The sequence below is a fragment of the Paenibacillus ilasis genome (assembly GCF_043195395.1).
GTDB lineage: Bacteria > Bacillota > Bacilli > Paenibacillales > Paenibacillaceae > Paenibacillus_AQ > Paenibacillus_AQ lautus.
In genome coordinates, this window is the sequence record NZ_JBHDJG010000002.1 from 436532 (window position 1) to 460185 (window position 23654).

General features: G+C 52.4%; 19 protein-coding genes. 11 read left to right on the plus strand and 8 right to left on the minus strand.

The annotated features are described in order from the left end of the window. Positions 1 to 143 precede the first annotated feature (143 nt). The 9 genes from ACETK5_RS22085 (at position 144) to ACETK5_RS22125 (ending at position 11257) form a co-directional block, all read left to right on the plus strand. Positions 144 to 1922: a sensor histidine kinase gene (locus ACETK5_RS22085; protein ID WP_394057877.1), complete on the plus strand. Its 1779-nt coding sequence runs from the start codon at positions 144 to 146 to the stop codon at positions 1920 to 1922. A gap of 22 nt (positions 1923 to 1944) precedes the next feature. Next, positions 1945 to 3516: a response regulator transcription factor gene (locus ACETK5_RS22090; RefSeq protein WP_463510132.1), complete on the plus strand. Its 1572-nt coding sequence runs from the start codon at positions 1945 to 1947 to the stop codon at positions 3514 to 3516. 98 nt (positions 3517 to 3614) lie between these two features. After that, entirely contained in the window at positions 3615 to 4940 is a 1326-nt protein-coding gene (locus ACETK5_RS22095; RefSeq protein ID WP_100539857.1) for an extracellular solute-binding protein, read from the plus strand. Positions 4941 to 4985: 45 nt separating this feature from the next. Then, positions 4986 to 5861 (plus strand): carbohydrate ABC transporter permease, encoded by an 876-nt coding sequence (locus ACETK5_RS22100; protein ID WP_326119621.1) that lies wholly within the window; start codon positions 4986 to 4988, stop codon positions 5859 to 5861. An 18-nt stretch (positions 5862 to 5879) separates the two neighbouring features. Further along, complete coding sequence (locus tag ACETK5_RS22105; protein ID WP_394057882.1) at positions 5880 to 6749, plus strand: carbohydrate ABC transporter permease; 870 nt, start codon at positions 5880 to 5882, stop codon at positions 6747 to 6749. 412 nt (positions 6750 to 7161) lie between these two features. Further along, positions 7162 to 8229: a bifunctional transcriptional activator/DNA repair enzyme AdaA gene (locus ACETK5_RS22110; RefSeq protein ID WP_394057884.1), complete on the plus strand. Its 1068-nt coding sequence runs from the start codon at positions 7162 to 7164 to the stop codon at positions 8227 to 8229. A 139-nt stretch (positions 8230 to 8368) separates the two neighbouring features. Further along, positions 8369 to 9247, plus strand: a complete 879-nt coding sequence (locus ACETK5_RS22115; protein WP_394057885.1) for an arylamine N-acetyltransferase — start codon at positions 8369 to 8371, stop codon at positions 9245 to 9247. 185 nt (positions 9248 to 9432) lie between these two features. Further along, a complete protein-coding gene (locus ACETK5_RS22120) occupies positions 9433 to 10683 on the plus strand; it encodes an MFS transporter (RefSeq protein WP_394057887.1) in 1251 nt (416 codons plus the stop codon). Positions 10684 to 10804: 121 nt separating this feature from the next. Continuing rightward, positions 10805 to 11257: a hypothetical protein gene (locus ACETK5_RS22125; RefSeq protein WP_243390907.1), complete on the plus strand. Its 453-nt coding sequence runs from the start codon at positions 10805 to 10807 to the stop codon at positions 11255 to 11257. Between the two features lie 119 nt (positions 11258 to 11376). Here ACETK5_RS22125 and ACETK5_RS22130 read toward each other — a convergent pair whose 3' ends face one another. After that, positions 11377 to 12204, minus strand: a complete 828-nt coding sequence (locus ACETK5_RS22130) for a helix-turn-helix domain-containing protein (protein WP_100539862.1) — start codon at positions 12202 to 12204, stop codon at positions 11377 to 11379. A 139-nt stretch (positions 12205 to 12343) separates the two neighbouring features. On the opposite strand from ACETK5_RS22130, the gene ACETK5_RS22135 reads away from it, so the two are divergent. Both ACETK5_RS22135 and ACETK5_RS22140 read left to right on the plus strand, forming a co-directional pair. Beyond that, entirely contained in the window at positions 12344 to 13117 is a 774-nt protein-coding gene (locus ACETK5_RS22135) for a sugar phosphate isomerase/epimerase family protein (protein ID WP_100539863.1), read from the plus strand. A gap of 25 nt (positions 13118 to 13142) precedes the next feature. Then, positions 13143 to 14162: a Gfo/Idh/MocA family protein gene (locus ACETK5_RS22140; protein WP_071222294.1), complete on the plus strand. Its 1020-nt coding sequence runs from the start codon at positions 13143 to 13145 to the stop codon at positions 14160 to 14162. 144 nt (positions 14163 to 14306) lie between these two features. Here ACETK5_RS22140 and ACETK5_RS22145 read toward each other — a convergent pair whose 3' ends face one another. The 7 genes from ACETK5_RS22145 to ACETK5_RS22175 form a co-directional block, all read right to left on the minus strand. Further along, positions 14307 to 15218: a glycoside hydrolase family 43 protein gene (locus tag ACETK5_RS22145; RefSeq protein ID WP_394057890.1), complete on the minus strand. Its 912-nt coding sequence runs from the start codon at positions 15216 to 15218 to the stop codon at positions 14307 to 14309. Positions 15219 to 15242: 24 nt separating this feature from the next. Continuing rightward, on the minus strand, positions 15243 to 16889 hold the full coding sequence (locus ACETK5_RS22150) for an MGH1-like glycoside hydrolase domain-containing protein (RefSeq protein WP_394057892.1): 1647 nt from the start codon (positions 16887 to 16889) through the stop codon (positions 15243 to 15245). A gap of 21 nt (positions 16890 to 16910) precedes the next feature. Beyond that, on the minus strand, positions 16911 to 18227 hold the full coding sequence (locus ACETK5_RS22155; protein WP_100539866.1) for an ABC transporter substrate-binding protein: 1317 nt from the start codon (positions 18225 to 18227) through the stop codon (positions 16911 to 16913). Positions 18228 to 18296: 69 nt separating this feature from the next. Beyond that, the gene (locus tag ACETK5_RS22160; RefSeq protein ID WP_012818681.1) at positions 18297 to 19136 is read right to left on the minus strand and encodes a carbohydrate ABC transporter permease; all 840 of its coding nucleotides are present in this window, start codon (positions 19134 to 19136) and stop codon (positions 18297 to 18299) included. A gap of 5 nt (positions 19137 to 19141) precedes the next feature. Then, on the minus strand, positions 19142 to 20056 hold the full coding sequence (locus ACETK5_RS22165) for a carbohydrate ABC transporter permease (protein ID WP_100539867.1): 915 nt from the start codon (positions 20054 to 20056) through the stop codon (positions 19142 to 19144). Between the two features lie 122 nt (positions 20057 to 20178). Further along, the gene (locus ACETK5_RS22170; protein WP_394057895.1) at positions 20179 to 21777 is read right to left on the minus strand and encodes a response regulator; all 1599 of its coding nucleotides are present in this window, start codon (positions 21775 to 21777) and stop codon (positions 20179 to 20181) included. Continuing rightward, positions 21752 to 23569 (minus strand): cache domain-containing sensor histidine kinase, encoded by a 1818-nt coding sequence (locus tag ACETK5_RS22175; RefSeq protein WP_394057897.1) that lies wholly within the window; start codon positions 23567 to 23569, stop codon positions 21752 to 21754. Before ACETK5_RS22175 ends, ACETK5_RS22170 begins: the two co-directional genes overlap by 26 nt. Positions 23570 to 23654 lie beyond the last annotated feature (85 nt).

Genomic DNA, 23654 nt, shown 5'->3' on the forward strand with positions numbered 1-23654 from the left:
ACTTGAGTCTTAAGATTCCTCTAAGATAGTTAATAAACCTGACACATTTTTGCTAGTAAAAGAGAGTGGATTGGAAGTAAACGCATTCAATGTCAAGTAATATAACAAGCCCATACCATAGGGACTTTGAACGAGGTGTTTTTATGCAGCAATGGCTTGGGAAATCGCTGAAGCATAAATTGTCGTTACTTATTATTATCGCAACGCTGGTGCCGCTGCTGTTTCTCGGTATTTTCTCTTTTAACATAGCCAAGAGCCTGACTGAGGAGAAGGCCAAGATTACAGGAATGAATACGCTTCGGCAGCTGGAAGCTTACCTGGATACGATGGTCAAAGACGTGGAGAATATCTCGCTTTTTCTCATCGGGCATACCGGTGTTCAAGCCTATCTGAAGACCGAGCAGAGCAACTACGTCCAGCAGACGACGGTTATTAATTTTTTGACGAACTTGGCCTTTTCCAAAGATTATATCGCTAATATCATCGTCGAACCGCTCGGCAGTAAAGATGCTATCTCGCACAAATCCTTGGTACGCTCCGAGTTCCGGAATATAACCGAGATGGTCCCCGACTATTACGAGCATCATCCCAAATGGTGGTCCTTTGTTCATCGGCAGTGGACCTTTGAAGGCGTTAGGAAAGTCATTACGCTGGCCAGACCGATCCGAAGCACGGATAAATATAAGCCGATCGGGAATCTGCAGATCAACCTGGACCAGGGCGTCATTGCCAATCAATTTCGGCAGGCCGTCCTGGAGAAGACCGGGTTTGTCCTTCTTCTTGACGAGAATAACCGGATTATTGCTGGTCCGCCGGATATGGAGACCAATCTTACGCTTGCAGACTACTATCCTTCGATTGGAGAGTTTGAGGGGCTCAGCGGAAATATAGACTATGGCGAGGGGAGCAACAAGAAGACCATTCTCTATAAAAAAATGTCCAGCGTGAACTGGAAACTGGTCGGCATTATTCCCTCACAGGAATACCGTTCCCAGAACCAGTACTTCATCAAATTGACGGCGGTTGCCGTCACCGTGGCCATTCTGCTGGCCATTATACTCGTTCTTTTCCTGATCCAGAAAATTACGAATCCGCTGTCCGTGTTAACGAAGTTCCTCAAGAACTCAAGCCCGGAGGAGCCTCTGCCTGCGCTCCCGGTGAAGACGGTCGATGAGGTCGGGCAGCTCATTATCAGTTACAACCGGCTCAGCTCCCGGATTGTGAAGCTTACCGACGAAGTGAAGCTGAACGAGTCGCTGAAGAAGGAGGCGGATATGCATGCGCTGCAGGTGCAGATCAATCCGCATTTCCTCTACAATACGCTGTCATCCATCCATTGGCTGGCGCTGATGAACCAGGATGTGAAAATTGCCGAGATGGTGGGATCGCTCAGCGATTTCTTGAGGTTCAGTCTCAATAACGGGCAGGAATACTGCACGATTCAGCAGGAAATAATGCATGTCCGACATTACGTAAATATTCAAACCATCCGCTATCCGGAAAAGTTCAAGTTTGAGGTTCATGTGGAGGAAGAGCTGTATCCGCACACCATGTTAAAGCTGCTGCTGCAGCCGTTGGTTGAAAACTCCATGCTGCATGGTATTTTGAGCCGTGACGGGATGGGGACGATTACGATTCGCGGACACCGTGAATTTGAAGGAATCCACTTCGTGGTGGAGGATGATGGTATCGGGATGACAACGGAGCGCCTGAAATGGCTTCAGGATCAGCTGGTTGAGAATCCGCTGCAATATGAGAAGGGGCAAACCCCGCGCGGAAGCTACGGGCTGCGAAATGTCCATAAGCGGCTGCTTCTTCATTACGGTAAGGATGCGGGCTTGCGTGTAGAGAGCACGGAAGGAGCCGGAACACGGGTGATGTTTACGATACCTGATTTACCTGAAATTCAACAATCTGAATGATCCAGCAAAGGGGATGGCGACATTGAAGGTACTGATCGTTGATGATGAAGTGATCATTCGAAATGGTCTGAGCACAGTGATCAATTGGGCCGATAACGGCTTTACGGTGCTGACGCCCGCGGCTTCAGCGGAGGAAGCCCTTCAGCGTATTCCCGTTGAAATGCCCGAGATTATTTTTACCGACATTCGCATGACGGGCTTGAGCGGACTGGATATGGCGCATGAAGTCAAGCAGCAGTATCCCGAGATCGAAATCATTGTCATCTCGGGATACGATGAATTCTCATATGCGCAGCAGGCGATGCGGGAAGGCGTGAGCGATTACCTGCTGAAGACGAGCAGGCCCGGGGAAATTATCGAGGCTGCGGTACAAGCAAGAGAGCGATTGATACAGCGAAGACTTAGCCAAGCGAAGGGAAAGGCGCAGGAATTGGTGGTCAGCCGGGGCTTTCTGCGAAGACTGCTGGCGTCCGGTGCTCCGCCGGATGGGCAAGCTGAGGCGGAATTATGGGAGCGATATCCTCAGCTGCGATTGGAAACGAATGGCTCGGTGCTGCAGATCTGGATGCTATCGGTGCATCCGTTACATCAAGAGGAAGAGGAGCGCTTTGCGCTTGGCGAGCTGCATAGCTTAATCGGTACAGCGATGGCCGAAGGGCTGCATGGTGCGTGGCTGGAGTGGAATGGTTCCCTGCTTCTGTTGGTGCGAACCGAACCGAATAGTGGATGGGGACGAGTAGATTCCGCTCTTCGGAAGATGGAATCTGCGCACGACTGCCGTATTACGGCAGCCAGCGGTCGGCCGGTTTCCAGTGTCCGGGAACTCCCTGTTGCGCTGAGCACCGCTGTGGAAGCCAGCTCGTACGAGTGGCTGCTGCATTCGGAACGGCATATCCGTTATGAAGATATCGAAGGACGTAAAGGCATCCGAACGGTATGTTCGGTGGAAGAAGAAACCGAGCTGTCCTCCCTGCTGCGTTCTGGACAATCCGCCGACTTGCGGGCATGGGTGACGGATTTGCTGCGACGCATCCAAAGCCAGGGCCAGGCGACGCCCGGTTCGGTTCAGGCTTACCTGCATTCCCTGATCATCTCGGCACAGCGCTGGCTCATACGGGCTGCTACGTCTATCGGCTATGCCAGTCCGGTGAAAGTGGAAGAGACTTACGATATACGCGAGTTGACAAAGACGCCGGAGAAGGTGCTGGTCGATTCCCTTGAGCTCATCATGAAGCAGTATGGTGATATGGTCTCAACAACCAGTCCTGTCCAGCGAGCGATATCCTTCATTCATGAGCATCTGGGGCAGAGCTTGTCGCTTCAACAAGTGGCGAAGCATGTCCATATGAACCCCAACTATTTCAGCGAGATGTTCAAGAAGGAAACCGGGCAGAATTATATCGAATTCGTGACCCAGGCGAAACTGCGAAAAGCGATGCACCTGCTGCGGGAAACGCCAGCCAAAATCAGTGAAATCGCGAATGAAATCGGTTATGAGGATATTAAGTATTTTAACCGCCTGTTCAAGAAATGGACGGGACAAACCCCGTCGGAGTATCGGGCAAATCCTGAATTTTGTCCCTCTATGGACTGAATTATATCCCCTATGTAAGCGTTATATCCTTTTATATACTTGGACTAATCATCTTAAGACGCTTCATCATTTTCGTATATTAAAAAGGGGGATTGACCATGAGACCAAAACGTAAAATAGGTCTTGTACTACTGATGATGTCACTGGTCCTTGCAGCTTGCGGAGGCGGGCAAAGCAAGGAGCAGGCGGGGGGAAATGAGGGGAATCAAGAGAAGGTCAAGCTGACCATTTGGCATAACTTTGCCGGTGATGATCTGCGTGCCAAATCAGTCCGAAGTTTTATCGATCAGTTTGCTCAGGATCATCCTGAAGTTACGCTCGATGCACAAGCGATTCCGCCGGACGGTTACCGTCAACGTCTGAGCACCGTTGCGGCTGCGAATGAAATGCCGGATGTATTCTTCGTATATGCAGGAAGCCAGTCAGCCGAGCTTCATCAGGCGAAACTGCTTCAGCCGATTACAGAGGTGCTCGATGCTCATTCGGATTGGAAAGATAAATTCCTGCCGGGAGCGTTTGATCCATACGAGTTCGAGGACGGCCAGATCTACTCCGCTCCACTAGGCATGTCCGCAACTTCGATTCTCTACTACAACAAAGCAATGTTTGACAAACATAACGTAAAAGTTCCAACGACTTGGGAAGAAATGATGGCGGCGGTTAAAACGTTCAACGATAACGGCATTACGCCGATCGCGCTTGGAAACAAAGCGCCATGGGTTGCGCAATCCACCATTATCGGATCGATTGCCGACCGTGTGACAGGCACCGAATGGTTCAAGAAAGCGGCAGCACAGGATGGCGCGAAATTCACCGATCCTGAGTTTATCGAAGCGCTTGGTTATTTCAAAGAGCTCGTCGACAACAAAGCATTCCAAGAAGGTGCCAACAGCATCGACAACACGCAAGCCGAGCAGTATTTCATCCAAGGCAATGCAGCGATGATGATCAGCGGTGCATGGACACTCACGAACCTGGCGGCTTCTTCCTCGGAGGAGCAAATGAAGGATATTGAAGTCACTACTCTGCCTTCGATTCCTGGTGGTAAAGGTGAGGCTAACACCATCTCCGGCGGCGCTGGCGGCGGTCTGGCCCTTAGCAGCAGAACCGAAGGGAAAGCAAAAGAATTGGCGCTTGAACTGATTTATGCCGTGAGCGGACCGGAAGCGCAAAAAGCGATTGCCGAGAGCAACTCCATGGTCATGTACGATACCGAAATTGATGAGTCCAAAGTTACCTCCTTGTACTACAAAGCCTTTAACCTGGTGAAATCCACAGGCATTACGCCGGTATACGATGCTTATCTGTCTGCAGAAGCGGCTGAGGTCATCAACAACGGTCTGCAGGAAATTATGATGGGCGGTCCCGTCGAAGGTGTGGCCCAGAAGCTACAGGATGCGCAAGCCCGATCCGCTACTCCATAAGAAAAGGTTCACCACTGCATAAGGATTAGGAGGGAGGAGGCTGCCATGCCTACAGCAATGAGAAGCAAAGGATTTATAGCCATAGCTCTTCTTCCTGCGCTTCTGTTGTTTCTGATATTTGTCATTATTCCGGTCTTCTGGTCAGCATACTACGGATTTTTCAGTTGGAAAGGGTTCGGAGACGCCACCTTTATCGGCCTTGATAATTATAAAGAGATGTTCAAGGATCCGATCTTCTGGCGGGCGCTTCGAAACAACCTGATTCTGGTCGTATCATCCATTATCGGCCAGGTTCCAATCGCGTTGATTCTGGCTATTGTATTGTTCAAGAATTCGTTCTTCTCCAGGTTCATCCGGTCTGCCGTCTTCATGCCGATGGTTCTCTCCACGGTTGTCGTTGGTCTTATCTGGGGTTACATTTACCATCCTCAGTTCGGGATCGCCAACTATGTACTGGAGATGCTCGGTCTGGAGTCTTGGACCCGTGCCTGGCTGTCCGATCCAAAAGTCAATATGCTGGCGATATCGATCCCGATTAACTGGGCGAACATCGGCCCTTATCTGGTCATCTTTATCGCAGCACTGCAAAATATTTCACCGGAAATCCATGATGCGGCCAAAATCGATGGGTCCGCCGGCTGGAACAAGCTGATGCAAATCACGCTGCCGATGATCTGGAGCACGGTTGTCGTAACCATTGTGCTCTGTATCTCGGGAAGCCTGAAAGCTTTTGACCATGTCATCGTCATGACGGGCGGCGGACCTGCGCAATCGACGGAACTGCTTGCTACTTATATGTACAACAGCACGTTCAGCGTGTACCGTTACGGTTACGGCTCCGCCGTCTCCACGATGATTATGATCGTCAGCGCCATTCTTATCGCGCTTAACTATTTCGCAACGCGCAGAAAGTCAAGTTAACATGAAGGAGGGAGCGATGTGAATTTACAGACGACCGGGACCGGAAGTACCTCAGGGAAACGCGTCATCACGAAGGGGTTAACCGGGTTCGTAAAATTGCTGCTGATTGTGTATGCGATTCTTACGCTCTATCCCTTGTACTGGCTTTTTACGAGCGCGTTTAAATCGAATCAGGATTTTTTCACCAACCCTTACGGCTTGCCGAAGGAGTGGATGACCGAGAATTTATTCCGGGCTTGGGAGCTTGGAAATATGGGCAGAGCGATGCTGAATTCAACGGTTGTGACGATTACAGCCGTCGTTCTGACCATCCTGCTCAGTGTACTCGCGGCGTATGTACTGTCCAGATTCGAGTTTCGGTTCAAAAAGCTGGTGGTTGTGTTGTTTACGACCGGGCTGCTGATTCCGATTCACAGTACGCTGGTGCCCCTGTTTATTATGATGAAAAATATCGGCCTGCTCGACACGTACGGTGCGCTCATTCTGCCTTATACGGCATTTGAGCTGCCGATCGCAATATTCTTGGCGATGGCCTACATGTCATCCATTCCAAGAGAGATTGAAGAAGCAGCCATGATTGACGGCAGCGGCTGGTGGGGAATCTTCGGCAGAATGATTCTTCCGCTCTGTACGCCAATCGTGGCAACGATATCGATTCTGGCATTTCTCCGATTCTGGAATGACTTCTCCTTCGCACTCGTATTTATCAATACGCAGGCGCTGAAGACGCTGCCGCTCAGCTTGTCCTTATTCTCGGACGGCTTCGGCACGGATTACAGCTTGACGATGGGAGCGATGGCGATCGCCGTCATTCCGACGATCGTGGCCTATCTGATCCTGCAGGAGCAGATCATGAAGGGTATGGTGGCAGGATCCATCAAAGGTTAAATCGCCAGCACGTCCGATTTTAACGTAAAGCGGAGTTTGTCCTAAGGATAATCCACTTCATATTTGCCATGAAAAGCCTCTTCCGATGCATTCGGAAGAGGCTTTTTTAAGATATCAGAAAGTATAAACTTCGAAGCTTGTGGCTTCCTGATATCGCAAGAAAAACTTATTCTAACTGCGGTCTGTCATCTGTGCAGGTACGTCGATAGACGTTTTTCTTATTCGCTCGTGATCGTGGTAAGTCTGCGTTGCCAACCGAAAAAAATTCATGCACGATTTTCGGCTACGTCATGCAGCCAAAAGAAATATAATAGGAACACAAAGGTAAGGCACCTGATTTGTAATAGGAGAAGCACAGCACACATCATTATCGCCATATAGAGTGAACAAAAGATACAGGGAGGAACCAAACATGATATCAGCCGCGAACCAACAGGAATATTACCAGGCGCTGCTGGATAAGAAAACCGAGTACGAAGGTGTCTTTTACGTGGGTGTGAAGACAACCGGTGTATTCTGCCGCCCGACATGTCCAGCGAGGAAACCCAAAATCGAGAACTGCGAATTTTATGAGACGGCTGAAGAAGCGCTGCTTGCTTCCTTCCGTCCCTGTAAACGATGCCGTCCGCTTTCGCATCCCAATCAGGTATCGGAACTTGTCCGGCTGCTTGTAGACGCGGTAGAGGAGAATCCGGAGAAAAGATGGACCAACCAGGACTTTCAGAAGTTGTCCGTGGATGCCTCAACGGCAAGACGCCAATTCAAAAAGCGGTTTGGGATGACGTTTGTCGAATATGCACGGGCCCGGCGGATGGGACTTGCCCTGAAGCAAATCCGGGAGGGGCATACCGTCATGGATGCGCAGCTGTCAACCGGTTATGAGTCCAGCAGCGGATTCCGGGACGCCTTTTCGCGAATTATGGGCGCAGCGCCTACCCGGCCCGGGCATCACCATGTTTTAAAAGCATCATGGCTCGACACGCGTCTAGGACCGATGATGGCCATCGCAGATGAAGAAGCGCTGTATTTGCTTGAATTCGTAGATCGCCGGGGCTTGGAGCGAGAGGTTGAACGTCTAAGGGTGAGAACCAAGTCGGCAATCATTCCGGGTTACACAGCCCCGATCCGCTCGATTGAGCTTGAACTCGGCGCGTATTTTAACGGGAATTTAACGGAATTCAAAACGCCCTTGTTCCTGTTGGGATCGCCATTTCAAAAAGAAGTATGGGACCAGCTGCTGCAGATTCCGCCTGGGCAAACATCTTCGTACGGCGAGATCGCAGCAACGATGGGAAGACCCACCGCCTATCGTGCCGTTGCTCAAGCGAATGGCGCCAACCAGCTCGCAATCGTCATCCCATGCCACCGCGTGATCAATACGAGCGGCGAATTGGGCGGATACGGCGGAGGACTATCCCGTAAACAATGGCTCTTAAATCACGAGAAATCCATGAGTGCCGCAAGAATACATGAATGTTAGACTTTAGTCGTAAAAGACGGTCTTACCTATAGGTAAGACCATTTTTGTATAGATCAAACCGTCGTTCGTACGAGGTATTCAGATGCGAAATCTTTAAAATAGAGAATATATCAACATCTGATAAGGGAGTGTGAACCTCGTGACGGAGCAAGAGCGATTACCTGAATGGGCCACCGATTATTTGCAATATATTCAAGTTCCGGTAAAGGAACCTTCATTGGAATATTTGACTGAAATTTGCACCGCGCATCATCAGCGGATTCCTTTCGAGAACATGACCACGTTGCTGCAGTATCAAGAGTATCATCAAAAAGGCAGGCTGGAGCAGGATGAGCGGAGGTTTGTAAATCAGCTTTGGCAGCTGAATGCGGGAGGTACTTGTTATATGATCAACAGCAGTCTTCATCAGCTGTTGAACCAGCTTGGTTTCCAAACCCGTTATACGTTGCTGGGCGGAGGGCATGTTGGATTGCTTGTTCGTCTGCCCAACGAAAGCGAAGAAGTGTACGTGGATTGTGGAAACTCCGCACCTTTTTTCGAACCCGTTCGTTTGGAGACCGATCCCGATCATGTTTCCCGATATGCCGGGATTGAAGTCAGATTGCGCCCAGGGGATGAACCCGGAACGTATACGTACTATCGGTATGTGGATGGTCGGCTGCTGACGGAATTGGTTTGGTCGTTCGATACGAGGAAAACGTATCAATTCGATGATTTCCAACCGGCCATTGCTGCCTATTTTAAACCGAATGATCTCTTCACCTCTTCATTACGCTGTCAGCTGTGGCAATTGGACCAGCAGCGCTCGCTGTCCCTGGTCGACAATGTACTGAGTATCCGGCATGCAAACGGGAAGGTGGAAAAGCGTATTTTATCCGATCTCAGCGAGTTGCGAGAGGTCATCGATCAGGAGTTTCATCTTCCCAAGCTGCCTGTTGAAGATGCTGTGAAGGTTCTGCAGGAACTCGGCTATGATATTTTTAAGGGTTATAACGAATTCCTTGGAGTAGATCGTTAGAAACATACACATCATTCTGTCGATAAGTCGCCCCCTGGTTTGATCGTGGAACGATTGGAATGAGTACGACTCTATCTGTTACAGATATGCTACAATCTAACTAGTTATAGCGCTCGTGACTTCATTCAGCAGTGATTCCAATATACAATTAACCCGAAAATACGGCGCTCAGATGGAGGTTAGAGATGAATCTCACCAACAATAAGAGTTACGTATTTTTCTGGTTAGCCTCCACCATTTCATATTTTGGCACGTATATAACCACACTTGCTCTCCAAGTGCTGGTGGTGGTTAACCTGGAAGGAAGTACCGTTGATGTGGGCTGGATCAATTCCTCGAGGTGGCTACCCTATGTGCTGCTGGGATTGGTGGCAGGAGTGATTATTGATCGCGTCAGTCGTCGGAACATCCTGGTACTGACCGATTTGGGACGGGGGATCTTGCTCGTAGCGATTTGCCTACTGGCATTGTTCGATGGAATTCATGTGGGCATTCTGATGATCATCATGATACTCTTCGGGACGATGTCGTTATTCAATGATGCCGCATCTCAATCTATTGTGCCCCAACTCGTGCCGAGAAGGTTGTTATTGCCCGCTTATGCACGGTTGGAGCAAAGCGCAGCCGTTGCGGAAACCAGCGGCCCCGCAGCTGCCGGTTTATTAGTCTCCGTCATTACCGCTCCGTTTGCCATCTTGGTTAACGCAGCTTCGTATCTGTTTTCAGGGCTGGTTATGGCTTTCATTAAACATCAGCCCATGCAGGAAAAGGCCTCGAATGAACGCATAGTTGAATTGATAAAGGAAGGATTGCGCTGGGTTTACCGGCATCCGTTTCTTAGCACGCTGGCACTCAATACCCATGTGTGGTTTCTATTTAACAGTATGCTGGGTACGGTGCTGGTAACTTACGCTCTCACCGAATTAGGGTTTAATGCGTCAACCCTGGGACTGGTCATGACATCAGCCGGGATTGGCGCTGTTATAGGCACGACGTTATCAACCCGGGTCAGCAAGCGATTTGGAATTGGACGCAGCATCACGTATGCCAGACTTTTGTATGCACCTGCGGTCCTGTTCATGGTTCTGGCACCATCCACTGACGACGGTAATCTGTCGATTCAGACCTTCCTCTTGATCGGATTTGGGCAACTGTTTTATGGATTTGCATTAGGCATTGAGGGTCCGATTGAGATGGGTTACCGGCAGACGATCACACCTGCACACTTGCATGGGCGTATGAATGCCACCATGAGGTCTATCAACCGCAGTATGATCGTTATTGGAGCGCCTCTGGGTGGCTTAATCGCTGATGTATATGGATTTCGCACTGCATTAGGCGTTGTTATCACCGGACTGGCTGTAGTCGGAGTTTGGTTCGTGTTCTCACCGATGCGGGCTGCCCGGATGGATGATACGACGGATGTGAGTAATTAGATCGATACGATCTGCACAGTCATTGTGCGTTACCTATGGAAATTTAGTGCTCCTTCGCACGATTTCAATTTCAAGCACACGCAGTACGGTTCAGCAGGTACGAAAGAGAGGGAAAGACGAGATGATGGTTTCGATTCTAGCCTTGGCAGCTGCCGTTTCCGGAGGCATTGTCGCTTCAGGAGCAGGAGTGGCTATTTTGGTCGGATTTGTATTCTTTTTGATCGGCTTTTCCGGAAAAAAAGGGAGACGGCCGAATTTCCTGGCTCCGGACGGGCTCAAGGTTATCGGCACGCTTTTGATTGTGGCCGTGTTCATGGTGTTGGCTTATTCCTGTACCTTGACCAGCGGCTCGCTGATCCGTTTTAACGGGATGGACCCTGTCTTGCAATACGAGCAAGGAAAGAAACTGCTGCTTATCGGAATAGTCTCCGCTGCATGGTTTGTCGCCAGCTTCCTCTGGCTGCTCCCGTACGCGGTCGAGATCAAGCCGCGGGAGTGGAATCGCAATCATCTGGTATGGGTCTGCGTTTATTTCATGCTGGTCTTCGCTGCCGCCGGGGCCGCGATGCTATGAATGGATGTGGCCGGAAAAAGCAGTTGGAGCATATTTCGAGTTACTAAAGTGCAAAGCAGCCTAGTTCCTGCCTTCAAGGATGAGCATGGGCTGCTTCTTTATATTATAGAAGAAAAAAATCATCGGGGGCTTTTCTCCTGGCCCGGCCTTGCCGGCACCGTTGCCGTTTCCCTGAATTTGACCGGGGACATGCCATAGTTGGCTCGGAATACTCGGTGAAAATAGGAGTAGCTTGCGAAGCCGCAGGTTTCCGCGATTTCCTCCAGCGTCATCGTGCTGTATTTGATACGCTCGACGGCTGCGTTCAGCCTGATCTCCAAGGCATACTGAATCATGGTTTTTCCGTAATACTCCTTGAACAGTTTAACCGCCCGGGATAAGCTGAGCCCGACATGGGAAGCAGCCTCCTCCAGTTTGAAGGTTAGGGTGGCGTGCTCCTCCACGAATCGCTTCAGCCGCAGGGCGGTGAAGGCAAGGCGATCGGTCGGCTTGATCTCGGAAATGGCGCGGTCCAGGCAGAGGCAGAGACTGCGCAGCAGGTAGTCGGTCAGCTCCCCGATTTCCCCTTCAAGTCCGCGCCGCTTCTCCAGCAGCATCTGTCTCCACAGACCCAGCAAATAATCGTCGAGCCCGACGTGACTGACGACAGGGCGGGAAATCCGATTCCACCAATCATCAATCCAGGAGCCATCGCAGAATATAAAATAATCCCCGCTGGACACGCGGCCATCCTCGCCGTCTTCCTTCACACGCAGCTCGTATTCATCGCCGGGCTTCAGCAGCAGCAGGTCGCCTGCCTGCACGTGGTGCTCGATGCCGTTGCAGTAGATTTCGCAGGAGCCTTCGGTTTGGAGGCGGAACAGATAAGTTGTCAATCCGCCCCGATGGCTGTTGCTGAATTGCTGAAAGTGATAGGAATAGTCGCAAATGAGCAGCCTTGCTTCCATAATGGTAACAACCCCCAGTAAAAATATAAGCAGATAGTTCATGTTGCAGCAATATTGTTTATGTTCATTTTAGCCTATTTGCATGTATGATAGTAGCAGATAGAGCAGTAACTCATTTTTGGAATCGAGGTGCGCTATAATGAGAAGAATGAACATTGGTTTGCAAATGTATACGCTGCGCGATGAAACGGCACAGGATTTCCGCGGTACGCTCCGCAAAGTGGCTGAATTGGGTTATGAAGGCGTGGAATTCGCAGGGTATGGAGACATTCCAGCCGAGGAAATGAAAACGCTTCTTCAAGAGCTTGGCCTGAAAGCGATCGGCAGTCACGTAGGCCTGCATCTGCTTCGTGCAGATCTGCAGAAGGAAATTGATTACCTGAAAACCATTGGCGCTAAATATATGATGTGTCCATATGTAGCCGAAGAAGATCGTAAAGATGCCGAGGATTGGAAGAACCTCTTCTCCTTCCTGGAGGAAGTAGGGGCTGAAGCTCGCAAGCAGGGATTGATCTTTGGATATCATAACCATGCATTTGAATTCGAAGCCGAGGTCGATGGCCAGTTCGTCTTTGATGCGATGTATTCCGCAACGACGCCGGAAGCCGTGCAAGTGGAGATGGACGTATGCTGGGTACAATTCGCCGGACAAGATCCGCTTGCCTACATTCCGAAATACGCTGGACGTCTTCCGCTGCTTCACCTGAAAGACTTCAGCAAGGATGCGGAAGGCAACATGAAGACGCTGGAGCTGAGCCAAGGCTCGGTTAACCTGCCAGGTGTCATTCAGGCTGCATCCGACGCAGGCACGGAGTGGCTGATCGTCGAGCAGGACGTATGTCAGAATCCGCCGCTGGTAAGCGTGGAGAACAGCATGAACTGGCTGAAGCAGAACTACCTGAACCAATTTTAATCTATTAGCACAAAGGAGACTTTCAATGAGTAAAATTAAAGTGGCTGTGTTTGGCTGTGGCGCAATCGCCCAGCGCAGACATATTCCTGAATATGCGAACAATGCTAACGTGGAGCTGGTTGCTTTTGCCGATCCGGTAAAGGAACGCGCTGAAGAGATGGCAGCCCAGTATGGCGGTAAAGCCTATACAGACTATCAAGAACTGCTGAAGAACGAGAAGCTCGACGCCGTTAGTGTATGTACGCCGAACTATCTGCATGCTCCAATGAGCATCGCGGCTGCGAATGCCGGCCTTCATGTGCTGGTGGAGAAGCCGATGGCAACAACGGCTGAAGAGGGAGAGCAAATGATCGAGGCAGCCCGCAAGAACGGGGTGTACCTGATGGTCGGCCACAATCAGCGTCTCATGCCTCCGCACGTAAAAGCGAAGGAAATTCTGGATTCCGGCAAACTCGGAAAGGTGCTTACCTTCCGTACTTCCTTCGGCCACGGCGGTCCGGAGAGCTGGAGTCTGGACGGACGAGACAGCTGGTTCTTCCGCAAAGAAGAAGCGATTATGGGCGCGATGGGCGATCTCGGCGTGCATAAATCCGACTTTATCCGTTATTTGCTGAACGATGAAATCGTGGAAGTGGCCGGTTTTATCGGTACGGTCCATAAAGAAGGAACTGATGTGGACGACAACGCGACTTGCATCGTTCGCATGAAGAGCGGGGCCGTGGGCACGCTGATGGCAAGCTGGACGCATTACAGATCCGGCGATAACGGAACGGTATTGTGGTGCGAGAAAGGTGCCATGAAGATCGGTACCGTTAACGGTGACGAGGTGGTTGTGGAGCTGACCGACGGTACGGTGGAAACTTACAAGGTCGGCGCCATGGCAACTAATGAGAAGCAGGTTCCGAGCGGCGTCATCGACGCTTTTGTCGAATCCATTCTCACCAACACGCCTCCTAGCATTTCCGGTGAGGAAGGACTGCGTTCCTTGAACGTGATCCTGGGTGCATTCGAGTCCCAAGAGACCGGTAAAATCGTGAAGCTGTAATAAATGAGTGTAGAGGGAGGCCGTACGCGTACGGCTTCCCTTTGGTGTATACAGGATAGTAAAGCATGATTTCGGGAAACAAAAACCTATAAAAAAGGGCCGCTCTGCCATCTTCATGGAGAGCGGCTTTTTCGTATAAAGATTTTACTCGGCCCTTCGTGTTTCCCGATACATCCCATCCAATTTGATGCTGTCTCCATCCTCCACGACGGGGATAAAGATCGGCCGTTCATCCGGCGTCCGGTTCGGGGTATGCACGGTCAGCATCAGCTCCCCCTCCCAAGTACGGAACACCATGCCGTGCCCGCCGTCGCTGGAATATAAGGGTTCGGGCTCTTGAAGCCAAGGCCCGCATAGCTTGCCGGTTGGCGACTTGGCAACGCCGAGCGCGTATCGGCCATCCACAAAGCTGGCCCATACCATGAGCAGACTTCCCGACGTTGTCCGGAACAGAAACGGGCCGTCCGTCACATAGTTGCCCGATCCGGGAAAGCGGGGCGAGTGGAACGGCGTGGCCCAATCGGCCTCGGAGGCGCAAAACAGGGTCACGGGCTCCGAGGCGGCCTCTGTGAGATCGGGACTCAGGCGCATGGCGCAGATCTCACCGTCGCCGACCTGCTGCCACTCGTGGCAGAACACCATCCACGGCTGATCCGCTTCGTCCATATACAGCGTGCCGTCCAGGGAACTCCAGTCGGCGGGGGTCACCGGCCCCTCGCTATGGAGGGAGAAAGGGCCTGTCGGCTCATCTGCCGACAGGACCGCGGTGCCCAGCCGATCGTTATCTTTTCGGCGGAAGGTGGCAAACATGATGTATCGCCCATGGTACGGGTAGACTTCCGGCGCCCAGAAGTTCACGTCAGCGAAGAAATCGTCCGGTTTGCGAAAGACCGTATAAGGGCCTTCCCAATCGCTTAGATCCCGGCTTATATAGACATCGAAGCCGGTTCCTTCTCTCCATATATTTTTGTCGGTGCTGCCGTACATATAGTATATTCGTTGTTCCGGATCAGGCAGTACGTAGGGGTCCCGCAGCTGAATGTCTCCAGTTTTCATGCGTAAGCGTTCACCTCCTTCAATTTAACGATAGGAAGGATAGATGATGCCGATATCCCTCTCCCTCTTCAAATCTCCGTCTGAATACAGCTGCATTTCATTGCCTTTGATCCGGATCGGTATGGACGTGCCTTGATAGCGAAGCTCGCCTTCAATGGTGCGCACGCTCATGCCGATCACGCCCTCCAATTGTCCGCTGCGGTCCGTGACCAGCCGAATCCCGGCGGGGCCTTGAATATGAACGCGGCCTTCCCGGAATACGGTAACGTTGTCCGGGGTATTCACCAGTTCGTAGTGCAGCCCGTTCACGGTTCGGCCATATGCCGTGTTTCCGGCAACTTCTTCGCCATGGTCCATGTCGACCGGGAGCAGTCCCGTAAACCACAGCCGATTCGATCCGATCGGCATGATGCCGCAGAGTCGTTCCACGTAATCCAGCAGACACAGAATGGAAGGGGAATACGTCTCGGTAAAGCCCTCTTCACCGGTCCAGGGGCTCAAGGTTTGCGAGAAGCGTTTCGCCTTGGACAAGGCGGAAAGAATCGGCTGCAGTACCCAGGTCAGCTCGACATAGCGATGGTGATGTTCAAAGGCGTGCGGCGCCCGGATCAAGCTCAAGAAATTGGACGGACCGCCCCAGCTGTTATAAGAGGAGGATGGATCGAACCGCGGATCGTCCATCGCCAGGGACGTAAACGGATATTTGGCGAAGAATTTGCTCGTATTCAGCAAATACCGGCGCAGCATGTCGTCAAACAGCCCGCGGTCGCCCACTTCGCAGGCCATCACGCGCAGCAGCACGTCGGATTGAACCCTGACCAGCTCGTCGTTCCGATCCCGGTCGTAGAAGAATTGATCCTCCTCGTCATAACAGTAGCGGAGGAGGTTATCCAGGCTGGCTTCGGCTTTGGCCCTCCAATCGGCTCCGGATTCGCCGAGCTCTTCAGCCATGCGGGCCAAATACAGGCGCTGGCAGTAGATGTTGGCGGTCAAATCCGGTGCCAGGAAGGGCAGCACCGGGGAGTCCGGGTGGAAGGCAGCGGCATCATTCCTATAGGGCGTATCCGGAACATGCCAGAACCTGGGCGACAGATCATGCCCGGTATCAAAGGTGCTGAAAGCCTCCACGCAGCCGGTCCCCCGGCTGTTGCGGTAACGCGCGATCCAGTCGTCGTAACGCGACATGGCTTGGTACATGGTCTTCAGGAAGGGGAGATCCCTTCCATGAAGCTCGTAGTGGTTCCAGACGCAGCGTGCCAGCGGCGTGACGAGCTGGATCTGGCGGAACGACGGTCCGTTCTCCGTCAGTTTATAAGGGAGCAGCCCATCCTCTCTTTGCTGATCCGCAAACGCCAGGTAGGTTGTTTTCGATACCGAGGGGATCAGTCGCGATAGCAGTTCCGCGTTGATGGTGCCGGTGCTCTCCAGCCAGCAGCCGAGGTAGATTCCTCCTTCTTGCAGAATCGGATCGCTGCCGTTCATCGGCACGATGCAGGCCAGCAGCTTCTCCAGTGCGGTATAATAAGCTGCTTCCAGCTGTCCGCCCGCTGCCGCGAATCGGACGCCTGTGGCCTGCCATTCCTGCAGCAGCTTCCAGTCTTCCGGTTTGCCCGTCTGCACCTGATCCCGTATCGAAATCCGGCGCAGCCGGTCCAGCATAGCTTCTGTCATGTCCGCCTCCTTGAAAGCTTGTTATTGATTCGATTCAAATATGCGCACGGTGCCGTTGTAGAAGTCCGCAACGGCCTGCTCGACGTTTTTCCGGCCGAAACCGATCTCCTGGGTCGTCGTCTGGGCCAGCTTGGAGAACTCGGCGAATCCCGGCGGATTATAACTCACGTCAAAAGGCTCGGTCTTCGTGGCTTCCGATACGAGGCTCGTATAATTGTACACAATCTCCTCCACAGGACCCGCTTCCTCCTGGAGCAGGTTGCGATTGGCTTCCGTTACCGGCACGCCGCGGTCGTTGCCGAGGATTTTGGCCGCTTCGGGATCGTTGATCCAGAAGTCCATAAGCGTAGCGACTTCCTTCGGATGCTTGGTGTTGGCATATCCGGATAGTCCTTGGCTGGACTCGAATACCACGCCCGTACCCTTCGGACCTCTTGGTACCGGATGGAGAATGAGCGGATCTTCCGTCAGGCTCTGGAACGCAGCCAGCTGATTGGAAGGGAGGAGGCTCATGGCGGCTTTGCCCGTAATCAACAATGATTTGCTGGTATCATCGTGCGGATTGGACACCTGAAGTTCAGGCGTAACGACACCGCCGGCCTTCGAGGCCTGCTCCCAATACTCGAACCATTCCTGAATGTCTTCCTTCGCGAAGCCGAGCTTTCCGTTCTCCATATCATACAGCTGTTTTCCGCGCTGCTTCAGGAAGATATCCATTCCGTCGACGGTGAAATTATAGGTGCCGTATACGCCGTCGCCGAGCTTGTCGGACAGTTCTTTGCTGATGGCGGCAAATTCCTCCCAATCCCAATCCTGCTCCGGCAGAGGAATGCCTGCCTTTTCAAACAGCGCCTTGTTGATGACGATTCCCCGGGCGTTTGCGCCGGCCGAAATATGCTGCAGCTTCCCGTCCAGCCGGCCGTATTCCACCATGGTGGCATCCATGCCGTCCAGTTTCAGTTCGCTGCCGACATACGGATCCAGGTTCAGCAGCACATCTTTTTTGGCATAGTCCACCACGTTTCCGCCCAGGAAGAAGATATCCGGGGCGGTGCCGGAAGCGAGCTGGGTGTTCAGCTTATCGAAATATCCGGAGGAAGGCGAGAATTCGCCGACGATTTTGATGTTCGGGTGTTTGTTCTGGAACACCTTCAGGGCTTCGTTCGTAATATCGGCCCGTTTCTGGTCGCCCCACCACATCAAACGCAGCTCGACCTGGCCGGTCGGCTCAGCCCCTGCGTTCGTACTCCCGGCTTCTCCCGTGTGATCCGTTCCGGAACAGGCGGTGACGAATAACAGGAGTGAAGCCAACATTCCAACGAAACATTTTTTCAACATGGATAATCCCCCAGTCTAATCATAATTGGTTCATTTGCAGCATGACTTCGCACGACAGAGCTTCTGAGACTATTTCAGGCCGGTCGTGGCAATGCCTTCGAGAAAATACCGTTGAAACACCAGAAAGATGATTGTCACAGGCAGCAGCGACAGCGTGGACATGGCGAGCAGCGCCCCCCAATCCGATTGCCCCGAAGGATCGAACAGGGATCGGATCCCCAGCTGTACGGTGAATAAATCAATCTTGCTTAAATAGATCATCTGGCTGAAGAAGTCGTCCCAGCTCCAGATGAAGGTGAAGATGGCCGTCGTAATCAGTGCAGGAACGAGAAGCGGCACCACGATGCGGAAGAAGATCTGCGATTGTCCGCAGCCGTCAATGGTCGCGCTCTCGTCCAGCTCCCGTGGAATGCCGCGGATGAACTGAACCATCAGCAGAATGAAGAAGGAGTCATGCGCCAGCCATTTGGGCAGAATGAGCGGAAAATACGTATTGATCCAATGAAGTTCGTTATACAGAATGTATTGGGGCACGAGCGTCACGTGGTAAGGCAGCATAATCGTCACCAGCATGATGCTGAACCACAGGCCTTTGAACTTAAACTTCAATCTGGAGAAGGCATAGGCTGCAAGGGAACAAGAGACGATGTTCCCGATGACACTCATGACCGAGATCAGCACGGAGTTGCCGAAGAATCGGCCGAAGGAAATGCCCTGAAGTCCGCTCCAGCCGTTCACGTAATGATCCAGCGTGAAGGCAGTCGGAATGAGGCTGCTGTTGGTAAAGATGAGATGATTCGGTTTAAATGAGCTGAAGACGAGCCACAGCACCGGATACAGCATGAGCAGGCCGAGGAGGATAATGGCGGCATGCCTCCCGGCTTGAACCAGTTGTCGCTTAAGCGGCATATCCATTACCTCCCTTCCTGGTTATCCCCGTAGAAGACCCAAAATTTTGATGTAAGAAAAACAATTCCGGTGAACACCCCGATGATGACCAGCATGATCCATGCCAGGGCCGAGGCATAACCCATATCGAAGAACGAGAAGCCTTTCAGATACAGATACAAGGTGTAGAACATTGTGGCGTCGAGTGGTCCTCCCCGCCCGTCCCCGATGACGTAGGCGGGCGTGAAGGCTTGGAACGAATTAATCATGCTCATGATCAGGTTGAAAAAGATAACGGGTGACAGCATCGGCAGCGTAATGCCGAAGAACTGGCGGATCTTTCCGGCACCGTCTACGCCGGATGCTTCATATAAATCCGTCGGAATCTGTTTCAGACCGGCAAGGAAGATAACCATGGCCGATCCGAACTGCCAGACGGACAGCGTGATAATCGTATACACCACATAGTCGGGGTGGGCGATCCACGAGGGGCCCGTGATGCCGAACCAGCCGAGGAACTGATTGACCAGTCCGCTGCCGTCAAAGATTTGGCGCCAGACGATGGCAATGGCAACGCTACCTCCCAATAGGGAGGGAATGTAATATACGGTCCGGTAGATGCCGAGTCCGCGTATGCCCTTGTTCAAGGCCATGGCGATCAGCAGCGCGAACGCAAGTCTCACCGGCACGGATAAGAACACGTAGTAGAATGTCAGCCACAAGGATCTTTGAAACGTATCGTCTTCGGTAAAAATCTGAACATAATTGCTGAGTCCGGTCCAAGTCGGCGATGACAGCAGGTTGAATTTGGTCATGGATAAGTACAGCGATGCAATCATCGGCCCCAGCGTCAGACAGAAGAAACCGATGAGCCAAGGCAGAAGAAACAAGTAGGCTGTCTTATTCTGCTGGCCGTATAAGGGCTTGGACAGCTTTCTCATAATGTGCCTCCCTTCAGGATGGATGAGAATGGGCGGTTACCTTGTGGATTGAAGCCGCTTACAATAGTGTGGCAGTGCGCCTAATAAACTCATCATACCGGGGAAGGAGAGAGGCCGGAATCTCATTTCTTCGGATCATCGTGTTCGATTTTTTCGGATTGCGATAGTCGGAACTCGGAAGGGCTTTGATTGAACATTTTTTTGAATTTGGAGCTGAAATAGCCGGGTGAAGAGAAGCCCGTCAGCTCAGCTATGTCCCATACCGTCAATCGGGTCTCCTGCAGCAGGCGTACGGCGTGTTTCATCCGAACTTCCGTAACGTACTGAATAAACGAGACCCCAGCCCCTTCCTTGAACATTTCCGAGAAGTAGGTAGGGTGGTAGTTATACTGCTCGGCCAGCGAGGTCAACGACAATTCCTGCATGTAATTCTCCTCGATATACCGCTTGGCGGATTCAATCAGGGTAGGGCCTCTGTCTCCGGATTCCTGGTGCTGTTCCACAAAATCCTGTGCCCATTGCATCAGCAGACGTTCCGCCTGCTCCGGGGTTTCCAGCCATAAAACCCATTCAGGTGAAATCCATAGAGGCTCCCCACCCTGTGAATGCCGTATGTAGTCCACAGCGGCGGATTCCATAATCAGCGTGATTTGAAAAAGGCTTCGTACCAAGCGGGAAGGCGATAGCCGGAATGCCTCGCGCAGCTCCCTCCGAATCATGCTGCGGAAGGATTCCAGCTCGCCCCGGATTAGGCAGCGATGAAGTGCTCGGCTTGTTTCTTCCGACAGCAACGGACTTTGGTCGGTTACGGGTGCCCGATCGGGTCCGTTCTGGCGTCCTGCCAGATTCCAGGCCAGGAGGGAATGGATATAACCCTCTTTCCAGCGCTCAATTCCCAGGACGGGCAGTCCCAATCCCACCTGCACCTCTATAGTTAAATACGATGACGCCTGCGCGGCGAGTTTGTCCGCGAATTCGTGCTGAATGCCGTCAAGCGCAATGAAATGCATGATGCCGGGATGAGCTGCATCATGAAACACTTGAACGCCGCCCGGATAAGACTCGGCGATTTCATGGCAGACCAATTCGAACGGAAGGCGGAGCTGCTCGGGCGCGCGGCCTTGAGGCGCTTTCTGCATGCCGGATTCCCTCATGCCTGCGGTGATGAAGCATACGCGGCCGTCCTGCCAATCCTCGAGGTGGAACAGTCGAATCCGTTCCGGCAGGGAAGAGGGGGGCAGGCGGCTGCCGTGCACGAGATCCAGCAGGAAGCGTTCCTTCATTTCTTTGTAATACTGGGATAGCCGCCATTGCATCATTTCCGAATCGTCCCGTACCTTGCGGTTCTTATCCAATTCCTGTTTGATTTTGTTTACGGCGGATTTCAGATCGTCCCGGGCGACGGGCTTCAGCAAGTAATCCATGGCCTGGCTGCGGACACCCGCTCTGGCGTATTGGAAATCCTCGTATCCGGTAATGATGATGATCTGGATGGACGGATTGTAGCTCCGGCAAATGTCCAGCAGCTGGACGCCGTCCATGACGGGCATGTTCATGTCGGTAATGAGCAGGTCATACGAATGGGATTTCAAGAGCTCTTCGGCTTCCAGGCCGTTCGCGGCCTCCCCCGAAATGGCAAAGCCCATGCCTTCCCAGTCGACTTTCAGCTTCAGCCCTTCACGAACTTCGATCTCGTCATCTGCGATCAATACGTTGTACATGATATTCCTCCTGTACCGGTAGAATCAGTTCGATGCATGTGCCCGCTTCGTTCCCGTTCCGGATATCAACGGCAAATAAGTCGCCGTAATGCAAGCGGCAGCGTGCAATCACGTTGCCGAGTCCAATGTGCCAGCTCTCGCTTCGGAGGATCGGCTCCAATTGGGAGGCCGCCGCGGGATCCTGGAGCTTGCGGATGATCTCGGGGGGCATGCCGGGACCGTTATCCGCGACGTGGAGATGCAGGCGGGTGCCCTGCCTGCTGATCCTGATGTTCACCTGTGCCGTGGTCTGATGCTGAAAGCTGTATTTGACCGCATTCTCGATCAGCGGCTGGAGAATGAACTTGATTATCACCAGCGAATCCAGCCGGCCTTCCTCGTGGACGGTGATGTCGAGTTTATGCCCGAAGCGGGTTTGCAGAATGGAGATATAGCGGCGGACATAAGCCAGCTCTTCGGCTAGGGGGACCCGGTCGTCGCTGGTATTCATGGAGAAGCGCATCATTTTGCCCAGGTCCTCGATCACTTGCACGGTATCGTCCGTCCGGCGCTGGATGGCAAGACTGCTCACCAGCTCCAGGGTGTTAAACATGAAGTGGGGATTGATCTGCATGAGCAGCGCTTTATATTCCGCTTGCTGGCGGAGCAGCTTCAGCTCGAATTCGTTCTGGATATGCTGCCGCAGGCGGCTGACCATATAGCGGAAGGTGGAGATGACGTAACTGACCTCGCTTTTTACGTTTTTGTCAGGGGGCAGAAGGGACTCCGCCTGGTCGAATGCTCCGCGCTGCACCTGCCTCATCGCCAGAACCAGGCGCGTTAAAGGCTTGGTGACGCCATAGGAAAGCCATGCGGCGGCAAACAGGGAGACCAGGATCAGAACGACCGTGACCACCATAATCGTGCTCTGAAGCTTGTGAAGGGAAGAGTACAGCTCCTTTTCCGGCGCCAGGCCGGCCAGCATCCAGCCGGTGCGCCCCAGCTTTTTGTATACCAGAATGTCTCGCTGTCCCTCATCGTTGGTTAGATAGACGACGCCCGATTTCAGCGGGCCGCTTCGAATGCGATCGATCTCCGATAGGGCTCCGGCGCCAAGTTCATGTGCCTGCTGGGATAAAATCGGGTTTCCTTGCTCGTTCAACAGAAAAATCGTGCTGTTCTTGGCCAGATGGATCCGGTTGAGCGGCTCCAGAAAATAAGACTCGCTGACGTTAACCTTCATCACGTTCTGGGCCGTGGCATGATGGAAGGTTCCGATGGGCATCAGCAGGCTGACGACGGGATTACCGTGATCCCGGACGCGTTCATGTTGATCCATATGCGCTGGCAGCCATCGGTCCCCGGACGCGAAGAAATTTGTGTACCACGATTCCCGCAAAAAGGCAGGGTCACTTACGACTTGGTTTTCGCCGCCGATCCGAAGCCCGCTCCGCCGGTAGATGGATACATCGGAGATACTGGTGTAGCTGTTGGTCGCCTGGGTCAGGAAGCGGCTCATGGCAAGGTTGGCGAGCATTTTCTCGCCTTCGGGCAGCTGCGGATCGCGGATGGCGTTATCCCAGTTCTTGGCCGTGTCACTGTTGAAGACCAGGGAAGCGACATCATAAATTTGCATCTGGACCATATCCACATAGGAACCGTATTCCTCCATCTTTTCAAGAGCCGAGGATTCGATGTAGGAGCGGATCACGGTGCGTGATTCCGTAAATAGCAGGAAGGAGAGCGTGCCGAAAGAGAGGACGAAGAGTGCGACGATAAAGGCGATCAGACGGCTTTTTAATGAGAAGAACATCGATTTCCTCCTTTACGAAAAGCGAATTTCAAGGCGGTCTGCGACATGTGAAAAAAGGCTGCGCGAAAATACGCAGCCTTTGATT

Bases quoted from the DNA above. Each gene is read 5' to 3' on its own strand.
- ACETK5_RS22085 (WP_394057877.1), top strand. From the start codon at position 144: ATGCAGCAATGGCTTGGGAAATCGCTGAAGCATAAATTGTCGTTACTT.
- ACETK5_RS22095 (WP_100539857.1), top strand. From the start codon at position 3,615: ATGAGACCAAAACGTAAAATAGGTCTTGTACTACTGATGATGTCACTG.
- ACETK5_RS22100 (WP_326119621.1), top strand. From the start codon at position 4,986: ATGCCTACAGCAATGAGAAGCAAAGGATTTATAGCCATAGCTCTTCTT.
- ACETK5_RS22110 (WP_394057884.1), top strand. From the start codon at position 7,162: ATGATATCAGCCGCGAACCAACAGGAATATTACCAGGCGCTGCTGGAT.
- ACETK5_RS22120 (WP_394057887.1), top strand. From the start codon at position 9,433: ATGAATCTCACCAACAATAAGAGTTACGTATTTTTCTGGTTAGCCTCC.
- ACETK5_RS22125 (WP_243390907.1), top strand. From the start codon at position 10,805: ATGATGGTTTCGATTCTAGCCTTGGCAGCTGCCGTTTCCGGAGGCATT.
- ACETK5_RS22130 (WP_100539862.1), bottom strand. From the start codon at position 12,204: ATGGAAGCAAGGCTGCTCATTTGCGACTATTCCTATCACTTTCAGCAA.
- ACETK5_RS22135 (WP_100539863.1), top strand. From the start codon at position 12,344: ATGAGAAGAATGAACATTGGTTTGCAAATGTATACGCTGCGCGATGAA.
- ACETK5_RS22140 (WP_071222294.1), top strand. From the start codon at position 13,143: ATGAGTAAAATTAAAGTGGCTGTGTTTGGCTGTGGCGCAATCGCCCAG.
- ACETK5_RS22145 (WP_394057890.1), bottom strand. From the start codon at position 15,218: ATGAAAACTGGAGACATTCAGCTGCGGGACCCCTACGTACTGCCTGAT.
- ACETK5_RS22150 (WP_394057892.1), bottom strand. From the start codon at position 16,889: ATGACAGAAGCTATGCTGGACCGGCTGCGCCGGATTTCGATACGGGAT.
- ACETK5_RS22155 (WP_100539866.1), bottom strand. From the start codon at position 18,227: ATGTTGAAAAAATGTTTCGTTGGAATGTTGGCTTCACTCCTGTTATTC.
- ACETK5_RS22160 (WP_012818681.1), bottom strand. From the start codon at position 19,136: ATGCCGCTTAAGCGACAACTGGTTCAAGCCGGGAGGCATGCCGCCATT.
- ACETK5_RS22165 (WP_100539867.1), bottom strand. From the start codon at position 20,056: ATGAGAAAGCTGTCCAAGCCCTTATACGGCCAGCAGAATAAGACAGCC.
- ACETK5_RS22170 (WP_394057895.1), bottom strand. From the start codon at position 21,777: ATGTACAACGTATTGATCGCAGATGACGAGATCGAAGTTCGTGAAGGG.
- ACETK5_RS22175 (WP_394057897.1), bottom strand. From the start codon at position 23,569: ATGTTCTTCTCATTAAAAAGCCGTCTGATCGCCTTTATCGTCGCACTC.